This is a genomic window from Phormidium tenue FACHB-1052 (genome assembly GCF_014696675.1).
GTDB classification, from domain to species: Bacteria; Cyanobacteriota; Cyanobacteriia; order Phormidesmidales; family Phormidesmidaceae; genus Nodosilinea; species Nodosilinea tenuis_A.
Map to the genome: position 1 here is coordinate 121,004 of NZ_JACJQN010000018.1, position 11,141 is coordinate 132,144.

Here is an 11,141-nt window from a genome sequence, read left to right on the forward strand (position 1 = left end):
CTGCCAAGACATGTAGCGTAGACAACAGTGCGATCGCGCCACAGCAACAGCTAGCGAATCTAGCTCACGCTTGCTGATCTAGCAAAGCCAGGGCCTCAATTAGCGGCAGAGGACGGCTGAATAAAAAGCCCTGGCCAATGTCACAGCCCATCGATTTTAGCGCCGCCATCTGGGCCGGGGTTTCAATGCCCTCGGCCACGGTGGGCAGGCCTAGCTGACGAGCAATATCAATAATCGAACCGACTAAAATTTTGGCGCGATCGCTGCTGCACAACTTTTGAATAAACGACTGGTCAATCTTTAAACAGTCGATCTCGCAGCGCTCTAGATAGTTGAGGCTAGAGTAGCCGGTGCCGAAGTCGTCGAGGGAAACCTCAAACCCAGCGGCGCGACACTTACCGATGGAGTTAATGGCCTCAGCCTCATTCAAAAAGATTCGCTCCGTCACCTCTAGCTTAATCTGTTGGGCATCAACGCTATGGCGTTGGGTACAGGCAATTAACCGCTCAAAAAAGTCGGGCTGCTGAAACTGCCGCACCGAAATATTGATGCTCATAAAAAAGTCAGTGCTGCTTTGGCCAAGACTCTCTAAGTGCTTTTGAAAACGGCGCAGATCGGCACAGGAGTGATCGAGAATCCAGTCGCCCATGGGCAAGATTAGCGAGGTTTCTTCAGCCAGGGCAATAAAGCGTTGAGGAGTCACTGATCCGCGCTGGGGACATTGCCACCGCAGCAGTGACTCAAAGCCCAAAATGGTGCCTGTAGTTAGGTTGAAAAGGGGCTGATACACCAGCGATAGCTCATCGTTGCGGACGGCATTTTGTAGGTCAGACTCTAGCTTAATGTCGTCTAAAATTTGCTGGTGTTGCTGACTTCTCGCGTAGGCTTTCTCAGTGATGGCAGGGCTGGGCAGACCAATATGAGGGTTTGCTAGGGTCTTGATATAGGTGTTGTAGGCTCGGTTGCGGTGCAGCGACATCGAGATAAACAGCCGCACCATCGGCGACGACGACTCGATGCGCTCGGCTACTTGAGCTGCCGATACCACAATGCAGCGGCAAGGGCTGAGGGCTTTAGCCGAGGCCGAGCGGGGCGAGGCGTCAATAATACCCATCTCCCCAAAAATATCCCCCTGCCCCAGCACGTTGAGCTGAATTGAATCATGGCCAGAACCCACAAAAATCTCCACGTAGCCCGACTCAATAATGTAGGCTTTATCGGCGGTGCTGCCCTCGGTAAAAATCGTTTCACTAGCCGCAAATAGTCGAATATTGCAGTCAGGGGCGATCGCCATGTCGGCCACCAGGCTAGTGCTGTCGCTGTTTTCAAGGGCAGGTTCCATAGGAGGCAATGAACCGAGGGGTATAGGACAAGACAAAGCAGGGAAGATTTTCATAGCAAAAACGATTTTTCAGGGGGTTGCTCTAGCATCTCCTATTTTTAGAAGGGTGTTCATAGCCCCAATGTGAAGTATCGGTAAGCGTTTCTAAAAAGCCTAGCCAATCACAGCAGCATCGTGTAGCTGTCACCGGCCACTATGATCTAAATCACAACAATTGCAGGATAAATTAACTAGCATCCGTCAGAATATGGACGGGGTCTGAGGCCAATTGAGGCATCCTCAAACTGAGGACACTGCCAGGGGCTCGGCTCCACCCCAATCCTTTGCTGCGTAACGCCATGACTGCCTTTTCGACCACTTCTGCTCACGGCTCAGTTAGCCAGGTTACCGTGGTGGGGGCGGGCAACGTAGGCAGCACCCTGGCCCAGCGCCTGCTAGAGCGCAACCTGGCCAACGTAGTAGTGGTCGATATTGTTGAAGGTCGGCCCCAAGGGGTCGCCCTCGATCTGTCTCAGGCCGCAGGGTGCGAGGGCCACAACCGCACCATCGTGGGCACCAACGACTACCACGACACCGCCAACTCAGACATTGTGGTGATTACCGCCGGGCTGCCCCGACGCCCCGGTATGACCCGCGACGATCTCACCCAGGTCAACGGCAAAATTGTGATTGACACCCTGCGTCAGGCCTTGGCTGCATCGCCCCAGGCCAGCGTGGTAGTGGTTACCAATCCGCTCGATGTCATGACCTACCTGGCCTGGAAAGCCAGCGGCCTGCCCCCCCAGCGGGTGATGGGCATGGCCGGAGTGCTCGACTCGGCTCGGTTTCAAACCTTTATTGCCTGGGAGTTGGGGGTGCCGCCGAGCGATGTCTCGGCTATGGTGCTAGGGGGCCACGGTGACCTGATGGTGCCCCTGCCCAGCTACACTACTGTCAACGGCATTCCTGTAGCTGAGCTGATGCCTGCGCCCCGTCTACAGGCGCTGATCGATCGCACCCGCAACGGCGGTGCCGAAATTGTGCAGTTGCTCAAGCAGGGGGGGGCTTACTACGCGCCCGCGTCCTCGGCTTGCGTCATGGTGGAGTCGATGCTGCTCAACCAGCGGCGGATATTGCCCCTAGCCGCTCACCTGACGGGCCAGTACGGCCTGAGCGATCTCTATTTGGGAGTGCCCTGTCGCCTGGGCCAAGGGGGCATTGAAGAAATTTTGGAACTATCGCTTACCCCAGAAGAGCAGTTGGCCCTGGAGCGATCGGCTGCCTCCGTGAAAGAGCAGATTCCGCTAGCTTTGGCCTTGTTAAGTTCGTAATTGTTTTGAAAATTCTGTCTGTCGAATTTTCTGATTATAGAAATGTACTGGCTACGCCCTTGTGGGGCTGAGCTGTGCATTAGGTTCGCTAAATTTGAGTCTGGTGTTAGCTCTACCTGACTCATCTAGCACTGCTCCCTCAGGCGAGTAGAATCACCAACAGCAAAAAGCCAAAGACGGAAGCGCCAGACTGCCAGAAAATTTTAGATGCTGTGTTGTCAACCATGACGTTTACCTTACAGGTTAAGGATAGAAACACTGTGTGCTCTAAGCATTCCCGAATCTAACCCTAGAATCTTGGGGCTTAGGCTATTAGGCTCTACTCTCACTGTAGGTCTCTGGCCTAGAACTACCGTGACGAATGTGCCAAAACTCTGTCCGGCGATTTTAAATCCAGCGGCGGTGACCTCGATTAGCTGTTTCGTCAAATATCATGAATTCAACCGCCCTACCCGAGTTTTTGCAGCGCTCTGCCGCCCACTACTGGCTACAAAATGCCAGACTGCCCCTGGCCTGCGTGGATAGGCCGAGAGATTGGAATGCGATCGCAGCCCTCTCAGCCCCCCCCATATCAGAAGCATTAGTCGCCGCCCACCTAGAAATCCGAGACGGGCAGATTGCGGCCATTATTCCGGCTAGCCAGTCCATTGACCCCGACCTGCCCGCCTGGGATCTGCGCCAGGGTATGGTGTGGCCCTGCTTTGCTGACTGCCACACCCATCTAGACAAAGGCCAGACCTGGTTTCGCAACCCCAACCCCGATGGCACCTTTGCCTCGGCTCTCAAAGCCGCCGAAGCCGACCACAGTAATTGGAGCGCTGAAGATCTCTACCCCCGCATGAGCTTTGGCCTACGGTGCAGCTATGCCCACGGCACCCAGGCTGTTAGAACCCATTTGGACTGCTTGAATGGGCAGGAGGAAATTAGCTTTGCGGTCTTCGACCGGCTACGGCAGGAGTGGGCGGGCAAGATCGCGCTCCAGGCGGTGTGTCTGGTGTCGATGGATTACTACGATCGCCCCGAGGCCGAAGGTCTGGCTGATACCGTTGCCCGGTACGGCGGCGTTTTAGGCGGGGTCATTTATCCCCAGCCCGGACTGGAAGCCCAGATCGATCGCGCCTTTGAGCTGGCCGAGGCGCGAAGCCTAGACCTCGATTTCCACGCTGATGAGAGTCTTGACCCCCAGGCGGAAGGGCTGCGGGTGGTGGCCGCGACCAAACTGCGGCGAGGGTTTACCGGCAAGGTGAACTGCGGCCACTGCTGTAGTTTGTCGGTGCAGGCGGGCGATCGCGCCCAAGATACCCTAGCCCTGCTCAATCAGGCCGATATCAGCGTCGTCAGCCTGCCCATGTGCAACCTCTACCTGCAAGATCGCCAACCGGGCCGCATGCCCCGCTATCGCGGTGTCACCTTACTACCTGAGCTGCGCCAGTTTGAGGTGGCGGTGGCCCTGGCCAGCGACAACTGCCGCGACGCCTTCTTTGCTTACGGCGACCACGACATGGTGGAGGTGTTTACCCAAGCGGTGCGCATTGGCCAGCTCGATCGCTCCATTGGCGACTGGCCCCAAGCCGTGACCCGCACCCCAGCCCAGATTATGGGCCTGGAGGCGGGGCTAATTGGGACGGGTCGCTCGGCGGATCTAGTGGTGTTTAAGGCCCGCAGCTTTAGCGAGCTGCTGTCGCGGCCCCAGGGCGATCGCGTCGTTTTGCGCCGGGGTAGCCCCATCGACACCACCCTGCCCGACTACGCCGAACTCGACGCGGTGGTAGGAGTCGCCTAATTGGCCCGCCCCAACCTGGAAAACCGAACTTCCCTGGGGCGTGGGGTTTGCTACGCTAAACCCAGAGGTAGATGTGGGTTGGCGGAAGTGGCGGTGGCCCTCCCCAGCCCAACGTTGACTACAGACGATAGTCACCACTTGAGCGCGGGTTTTTAGGAGGATAGGAATGGCTGCTACGGGCTTTAAAGACTACTACGCGGTGCTGGGGGTCAGTCGTACGGCAAGTGCCGACGAGATCAAGCAGTCTTTTCGCAAGCTGGCCCGCAAGTACCACCCCGACGTAAACCCCAATGACAAAACCGCCGAGGCCAAGTTTAAAGAGGTGAGCGAAGCCTACGAGGTGCTCTCCGACGCCGACAAACGTAAAAAGTATGACCAGTTCGGTCAATACTGGCAGCAGGCCAGCCGCGCTGGGGCAGGCCCCGCCTATGGCAGCCCCGGCGACATGGGCGGCTTTGACTTTAGCAACTACGGCAGCTTTGACGAGTTTATCAACGAGCTGCTGGGTCGTTTTGCCACGCCAGGGGGCGGCGGTGCCCGCTCCTATCCCTACGGTGCTCCGGGGGGTGGGCCAGGTGGGCCGGGGTTTGGCAGCTATGAAACCGCCCCGAATCAATCCTTCGATCAAGAGGCCAACATTCGCCTCAGCTTTAGCGAAGCCTTCCACGGTGCCCAAAAGCGCCTGCGCATTGGCAATGACAGCGTAGAGGTGCGGATTCCGCCGGGGGCGAAGCAGGGCAGCAAAATTCGCCTCAAGGGCAAGGGGCCGATCAACCCCTACACTAAACAGCCCGCTGATATTTATCTGGTGGTGCAGCTAGAGGGGCATAGTTTCTTTACCCTGGAGGGCGACAGCCTCACGGCTGAGGTGCCCATTACCCCCGATGAAGCGGTGCTAGGGGGCAAAATTGACGTGCCGACCCCTGACGGCAGCGTGACCATGAACTTACCTGGGGGCACGCGCTCGGGGCAAACCCTGCGGCTGCGGGGCAAGGGCTGGCCTCGACCCAAGGGCGATCGCGGCGATCTGCTGATCAAAGTCGTGATTACGCCGCCCACTAGCCTCAGCGACGCCGAGCGCCAGCTATACGAAAAAATTCGCGACGGTCGCACCACCAACCCCCGCCAGAGTTTGACCAATACGCGTCTGTAGTTCAATTGCCTAAAATAGGCGCAATCAAAATCTCCCCGGCTCTGCAATATCCAGAGCCGGGGGGATTTTTAGACAGAGATCAACCTACAGTTCTTCAGCTCGGCTGAGATCGCCGTAGAGCAGGCTGAGCAGCGCGCCGCAGCCCAGCAGCTTGATGGCCTCCAGGCCAAAGTACAGCCCGTGCATCTGGTTCATGGCACCGGGCACTTCAACGGTAGCGGCAAAGGGGTCGAGGGAGGCACCTAAGGCGGCCATGGCGGGGGCGATCGCATAGGTCAGCACCAGGGTGAGGGCCAACAGGCCGAGCCCTAGCTCCACCGCCCAGCGACTGCGCAGGCCGCTGGCGATGACGGGGCGCTGGGGGCGAGACTGCCGAGCGGCCAGCAGCCCGGTCAAAATGACGCCAGCGCAGAGCAGCTCAAGCCGGTTAAACACCCAAAACATGGCGTAGCCCGCCGAGCCAAAATCGGGCTGGCTCATCATGCCGCCGACAAACAGCCCAGGCATGATGACAAAATCCATCAGCAGGCTGCTGCTGAACCAAAACATGAGCGCAAACACAACCGCCCCAATCCAGGGGGTAGGTTTAGCGATGGGGTGAGATAGCGAATTCATGGATATATGCCTAGTGAAGGATGACGGGTGAAGCGCCGGTCAGGAACTCGGCGTTTGGAGCTGAGTTCCTTATTTATCAATGATTTCAGCCTAGCGAACTTTATTGACCGCCAGTGTGAATTATTCTTTCGGTAATGCTGCTATCACCTTGCCGTTACGTTGTGATACAAAGATGAAAGTCTCCATAGGTGAGGCTTTGGGGCGATCGCAGGAGCCCGGCAACAGCTACAGCCGAGAAAAAACGTAATCTCCTGTCACAAGCGGTAATGTTTCAATTACCCCCGATCGCCCCACAGATGTCTAGCCGAGATGCCTACTAACTCTGTCCCCAATCACTGCCACAAAAGCGAAGCCAGAGCAAAGCCCGGTTAAGGTAAGGCTGGTCAATTTTCAGCGGAGCAACGACGATGGCCATTACGCACATTGTGTTGGATATGGGTGGGGTGCTGATCGAGCTACAGTGGCTCGATCGCGTCAAAGACCTGCTGGGTCGCCCTCTCACCATTGAGGAAATCCACCGCCTCTGGGTCAGCGCCCCCTCTGTCGTCAATTTTGAGAGCGGGCGCACTGACTTCGATGCCTTTGCCGCCGCCTTTGTGCAAGATTTTGATCTGGCGATCGCCCCCGCAGTCGTTCAGCATGAGTTTTTAGAGATCGTGCGGGCACCGCTGCCCCAGTGCAACGACATGCTTGCGGCCCTCAAGCCTCGCTACCATCTATCGCTGCTGTCGAATACCAACCCGGCCCACTACGAGCGACTGCGCGATCGCTACACCTTTTTTGACTACTTCGATCAGCTATTTTTGTCCTACCAAATCGGTCTGATCAAGCCCAGTACAGCCGTTTTTGAGCACCTGCTGACGACGCTCAATGCCCCCGCCGACCGCTTAGCGTTCTTTGACGATGGGGCTCGCAATGTCGAGGCGGCCCGCGCCCTCGGCATCCACGCCTACCGAGTCGACTCCCCCGCCGAAATCATGGCCGTGGTGGAAGGCTTCTGCTAGCTCCCCCTTAAGGCAGTCGGCAGACAACTCGACCCATCAGCCCCGCCCAGGGCACCAGGCCAAACTCGCGACTGTCGGTACTTTCCACCGCGTTCAGCCCCTGCAAAAAACAGCCGTCGGCATCGATATAGACCACCCACTTAATCAGCAGCAGCCCCGGCTGGCGAGGATGCTCGGCCACCACCAGCTCCCCAGGCTGGGGCCGCTGCTGACGGTAGGCGGAGGGGTCGATCAACACCTCCACCCCCGGCTCTAACAGGGGCAGCATCGACGCCCCCACAATGCGAAACCGCCGTCGCAAACGCAACAGCCAGAGCACCACATCGGTGAGCTGACTATGGCGCAACTGCGACGGCGGTAGCGGGGAAGGTGGGGAAGTCACGGTGGCAGGAAGGTGGGGGTGATAGGGGAGGTGAGGAGGGTGGGGAAGGTAAAGCCCCATCACCCCATCACCCCCACCTTCTCCATCTCCTCTAGCTAGCGGTGTACCAAGACACATCCCGGTTCTTGGTCGCCCAGAAGATGCCGTGGATTTTCTGCACAGCTTCCATCAGCTCGTTAGCATGCTGCACGCTGACTTCGACCTTGCAGGCTGAGCAAAGTTTGGCGGCTTTCCAGAAGGTGTCGTGCAGGTCGGGGAACTGCTCTAGGTGAACAGGCTTGAAGTAGTCGGTCCACAGCACCAGCAGCTCATCTTTGGTGATTTGGGCCTGCTCTTCTTTGATGGCGGTATAGCGGGCGAAGGTGTTGTGGTAGGCAACGGAAGCGGCCTTATCGCCACCAGCGGGTGCCTCAAGGTCGACCAGCTTTTTGGTCATCGACAGCACAGCTTCGGCGGCAATGCGAGCCGAGGAGGGGTCATAAACGCCACAGGGGCCATCGCAGTGCGCGTGGACGGCGGCGGCGGGGAACCATGCCTGTAGCTTAGCGATTGCTTGGTTGAGCATAATCATCCTGGTAGTGAATAGGAATACGGGCAAAAAACGAGAATTTTCTTGCGCCTGGCCCGAACGGCAACCCATACTCGGTTGGGCTAAACATCCCTATGCCGGGCAGGGGGATAAGCCAGGCCACGTTTCACATTGTTAACGCTATTGAGCCCTTCTGCAACCTCTCCTCCCCGCTGGTGCCGATCGATTCAGCCAGAATTGGTGAGACAGGCGGCGGCGGAGGGTCACGATTTCAGTACATTTGCATGAATGTCTTCAAGGGGATGGTCGTTCAACCATGGGACGATTGGCAATGATATTTTCTCGGCGGCGTCTCTGGGGCCGACTGTCCCTAATGGCCTTGGCGCTGGGGCTAGCGGGCTGTGGCAATCTACTGTCGCTGGTGACCGATTGGGTTGCCCCAGCAGATATCTCAACCCTGCCACCTTGTGTCGATGACGACTGCAACTGTGGCGACTTCGCGAGCCAACCCCAGGCCCAGACAGTGCTCGATGCCTTTGGGGGCGACCCCTACGGCTTGGATGGTGACGGCAACGGTAGTGCCTGCGAACTGCTGCCCGCCGAAACACCGAGTGCCGATCCACCGGCTCCGCCCTCTAGCAACCCTCACCTAGCGCTGGGTAATCCCAGCCAGGCGGCGACCACCAACCCCAACAATTATTTAATTCAGCGCAATCAGTACGCACTCAGCTACAGCCGCGATCGCAACGGGCTCAACTGGGCCAGTTGGGAAGTCGATGCCGCCTGGTTAGGTTCCACCGATCGCCAGGACAACTTTCGCCCTGACGGAGCGCTGCCCGCTGGCTTTTATCAGGTCACCCCCAACGACTATCGGGGCAGCGGCTACGATCGCGGTCATGTAGTACCCTCAGGCGATCGCACCGGCAGCGTGGGTGACAACGCCGCCACCTTTTTGATGACCAACATCATTCCCCAGGCCCCTGACAACAACCGTGGCACCTGGCGAGAACTAGAAGAATACGGGCGATCGCTGGTCTACCAGGACGACCGCAGCCTGCACGTGTTTGCTGGGGCCTACGGCAGCCAGGGCAGCATCGGCAACCGCGCCGTTACCATACCCTCTCGCCTGTGGAAAATCATTGTGGTGTACGATCGCCTCCCCAACGGCGACTTAGGCCTTGGCCATGACAGTCAAATCATTGCCGTTGACCTGCCCAACAGCAACCAGGTCAGCTCTGACTGGCGTCGCTACCAGACCTCGGTTCAGCGCATTGAAATAGCCACTGGCCATAGCTTTTTTGAGAATCTCCCCGCCGACCTTCAGGCTATTCTCAAGGCCCGTACCAGCGACGCGCCCCTGTGAGTGGGCCACTTAATTCCAGATCTTGGATTGGCGGTATACTGTTAAAAAGATAAAGTTAATTTTAGGCTTAGTTCAATGTGATATTAAGTTTAGTTATTAAAACTGCGTTAGAGCGATTTTTCGGGTGTGGCCAGTTCAGCTAAGCAGTTAGTTCTTTATAAAACTGCTAAAAATAAGGTAAATTTTGGCCTTATTTTGTCAAATTTATATTATCGATTTGACAACGTGCGTTTACTTCAGGTGCCAGCAGTAGAGTCACTCATTTTTAAGGCTTAATAGCAGGGCTGTGGTGCAGTCTAGGCTGTTGAAATCTTTCAATTTTTACTTAGGAAGCCGTAAGGTTAATCCCTAAAATCTTGTTAGGTTTGACAGCGCGGATTAGTCTATTCATCCCTTATTAGGCAGACTTTTCTACCTTTAGACCTAGCTAATCTCTAGTTTTTTTCGATAGAAACGGCTACACTCTTAACCTTGTTCTCTATATAAACGCTTTGGCTAGGCTTAGTTTTTTTGAGTCAGACCTCACTCTTGATTGGGCGATTGGTCTACTGAGTTGGCTAGAATCAGCACCTACACTGCTTATAAGATAGATGACTCGTTAAGTTGATTATTATTCATAATTTATGGCAAATAGATACGGCTTGAAGCGTTTGTCGATTTTCGTAGACGGCAATAATATGTTCTACGCCCAGCAAAAAAATGGCTGGTTCTTTGATCCGAAGCGGGTACTTGAATATTTTCTTAGCCTTGACGGTGGGGCTACCCTAGTCAACGCCTTTTGGTATACCGGACTGAAAGATCCCCAAGACCAGCGCGGTTTTCGGGATGCGCTGATCAGCCTCGGCTACACTGTGCGAACCAAAATTCTCAAGGAGTATTACGACGATACCTCTGGGCGATACTCCCAGAAAGCCAATCTCGATATTGAGATTGCCATCGATATGTTCAACACTGTAGATCAGTACGATGAGGTAGTTCTCTTCAGCGGCGACGGCGACTTTGAGCGAGCCATTGAGCTGCTGCGCTCCAAAAACACCCACATAACCGTTGTCTCGACGGAAGGGATGATTGCCCGCGAACTGCGCAACGCCACCGATCGCTACATCGACCTCAACAGCGTTCGTAAGTATATTGAGAAGGACTAGGTGCCAGCTTAGCCCAGGGCCGCGCTGCTTTACCTGGTACTGCGACCCTGGGAAATAACTCGATCGTGCGATCGCCCGGCGCTGTTATACTAGCTAACTGTAAATATCAATGCCGATGTGGCTCAGTGGTAGAGCACTCGATTCGTAATCGAGCGGTCGCGGGTTCAAATCCCGCCATCGGCTTCTCTCTCAAATACCTGAAATGCCTTGATTCCAAAGGGTTTAGGGTATCGACCGCTTAGTGTAGCGAGACGGGTACATCAGGCTACTGGTGAAAACCTTAGTCTTTGCTACAGGCTGTATTTCACATGGCTTTTAAGGGTTGCTGGCCAAGCCTACACCCGGTTTACACCCAAAATATCTGATTTGTAATTCCTTTACATTTAGATACATTTGGCGATCGCCTCATTGCTAAGAGGGCGTTTGAAAAGTTGATTGGGCAGTAAAAAAGCTCACACGGTCTAGGCTGAGATTACTAAGACTACAGCCCCGTGAGAGCGATGAGTAAAGCCTAC

General features: G+C 55.9%; 10 protein-coding genes and 1 tRNA gene. 7 read left to right on the forward strand and 4 right to left on the reverse strand.

Annotation, left to right across the window (positions count from 1 at the left end; genetic code table 11):
• Positions 1 to 64 precede the first annotated feature (64 nt).
• Positions 65 to 1,342, reverse strand: a complete 1,278-nt coding sequence (locus H6G07_RS21490) for an EAL domain-containing protein (protein WP_171973118.1) — start codon at positions 1,340 to 1,342, stop codon at positions 65 to 67.
• 338 nt (positions 1,343 to 1,680) lie between these two features.
• Here H6G07_RS21490 and mdh point away from each other — a divergent pair, with 338 nt between their 5' ends.
• The 3 genes from mdh to H6G07_RS21505 all read left to right on the forward strand — a co-directional run bounded on the left by mdh (position 1,681) and on the right by H6G07_RS21505 (position 5,588).
• Positions 1,681 to 2,652: a malate dehydrogenase gene (mdh, locus tag H6G07_RS21495; RefSeq protein ID WP_073611202.1), complete on the forward strand. Its 972-nt coding sequence runs from the start codon at positions 1,681 to 1,683 to the stop codon at positions 2,650 to 2,652.
• A gap of 433 nt (positions 2,653 to 3,085) precedes the next feature.
• Positions 3,086 to 4,435, forward strand: a complete 1,350-nt coding sequence (locus tag H6G07_RS21500) for a cytosine deaminase (protein ID WP_073611203.1) — start codon at positions 3,086 to 3,088, stop codon at positions 4,433 to 4,435.
• 166 nt (positions 4,436 to 4,601) lie between these two features.
• Positions 4,602 to 5,588 carry a DnaJ C-terminal domain-containing protein gene (locus H6G07_RS21505; RefSeq protein ID WP_073611204.1) on the forward strand — a complete coding sequence of 329 codons (987 nt, stop codon included), beginning with the start codon at positions 4,602 to 4,604 and terminating at the stop codon, positions 5,586 to 5,588.
• An 84-nt stretch (positions 5,589 to 5,672) separates the two neighbouring features.
• Here H6G07_RS21505 and H6G07_RS21510 read toward each other — a convergent pair whose 3' ends face one another.
• Positions 5,673 to 6,203 carry a DUF4149 domain-containing protein gene (locus H6G07_RS21510; protein ID WP_073611205.1) on the reverse strand — a complete coding sequence of 177 codons (531 nt, stop codon included), beginning with the start codon at positions 6,201 to 6,203 and terminating at the stop codon, positions 5,673 to 5,675.
• A gap of 407 nt (positions 6,204 to 6,610) precedes the next feature.
• Between H6G07_RS21510 and H6G07_RS21515 the strand changes: the two genes are divergently transcribed.
• Positions 6,611 to 7,207: an HAD family hydrolase gene (locus H6G07_RS21515; RefSeq protein WP_073611206.1), complete on the forward strand. Its 597-nt coding sequence runs from the start codon at positions 6,611 to 6,613 to the stop codon at positions 7,205 to 7,207.
• A gap of 7 nt (positions 7,208 to 7,214) precedes the next feature.
• Here the strand turns inward: H6G07_RS21515 and sodX are convergent, their stop codons facing one another.
• Both sodX and sodN read right to left on the reverse strand, forming a co-directional pair.
• Positions 7,215 to 7,589: a nickel-type superoxide dismutase maturation protease gene (sodX, locus tag H6G07_RS21520; RefSeq protein ID WP_244901971.1), complete on the reverse strand. Its 375-nt coding sequence runs from the start codon at positions 7,587 to 7,589 to the stop codon at positions 7,215 to 7,217.
• Between the two features lie 91 nt (positions 7,590 to 7,680).
• A complete protein-coding gene (gene sodN, locus H6G07_RS21525) occupies positions 7,681 to 8,154 on the reverse strand; it encodes a superoxide dismutase, Ni (protein ID WP_073611219.1) in 474 nt (157 codons plus the stop codon).
• 295 nt (positions 8,155 to 8,449) lie between these two features.
• On the opposite strand from sodN, the gene H6G07_RS21530 reads away from it, so the two are divergent.
• From H6G07_RS21530 to H6G07_RS21540, 3 genes are all read left to right on the forward strand, one after another.
• Positions 8,450 to 9,481 carry a DNA/RNA non-specific endonuclease gene (locus tag H6G07_RS21530; protein WP_084173715.1) on the forward strand — a complete coding sequence of 344 codons (1,032 nt, stop codon included), beginning with the start codon at positions 8,450 to 8,452 and terminating at the stop codon, positions 9,479 to 9,481.
• A gap of 623 nt (positions 9,482 to 10,104) precedes the next feature.
• Positions 10,105 to 10,626, forward strand: coding sequence for a LabA-like NYN domain-containing protein (locus H6G07_RS21535; RefSeq protein ID WP_073611208.1), 522 nt, complete (start codon positions 10,105 to 10,107; stop codon positions 10,624 to 10,626).
• A 111-nt stretch (positions 10,627 to 10,737) separates the two neighbouring features.
• Positions 10,738 to 10,809: transfer RNA gene (locus H6G07_RS21540), tRNA-Thr, on the forward strand.
• The last annotated feature ends 332 nt before the right edge of the window (positions 10,810 to 11,141 follow it).

What these genes read in the sequence shown, in the direction of transcription:
- H6G07_RS21490 (WP_171973118.1), bottom strand. Translation starts at nt 1,342, where the DNA reads ATGGAACCTGCCCTTGAAAACAGCGACAGCACTAGCCTGGTGGCCGAC.
- mdh (WP_073611202.1), top strand. Translation starts at nt 1,681, where the DNA reads ATGACTGCCTTTTCGACCACTTCTGCTCACGGCTCAGTTAGCCAGGTT.
- H6G07_RS21500 (WP_073611203.1), top strand. Translation starts at nt 3,086, where the DNA reads ATGAATTCAACCGCCCTACCCGAGTTTTTGCAGCGCTCTGCCGCCCAC.
- H6G07_RS21505 (WP_073611204.1), top strand. Translation starts at nt 4,602, where the DNA reads ATGGCTGCTACGGGCTTTAAAGACTACTACGCGGTGCTGGGGGTCAGT.
- H6G07_RS21510 (WP_073611205.1), bottom strand. Translation starts at nt 6,203, where the DNA reads ATGAATTCGCTATCTCACCCCATCGCTAAACCTACCCCCTGGATTGGG.
- H6G07_RS21515 (WP_073611206.1), top strand. Translation starts at nt 6,611, where the DNA reads ATGGCCATTACGCACATTGTGTTGGATATGGGTGGGGTGCTGATCGAG.
- sodN (WP_073611219.1), bottom strand. Translation starts at nt 8,154, where the DNA reads ATGCTCAACCAAGCAATCGCTAAGCTACAGGCATGGTTCCCCGCCGCC.
- H6G07_RS21530 (WP_084173715.1), top strand. Translation starts at nt 8,450, where the DNA reads ATGATATTTTCTCGGCGGCGTCTCTGGGGCCGACTGTCCCTAATGGCC.
- H6G07_RS21535 (WP_073611208.1), top strand. Translation starts at nt 10,105, where the DNA reads ATGGCAAATAGATACGGCTTGAAGCGTTTGTCGATTTTCGTAGACGGC.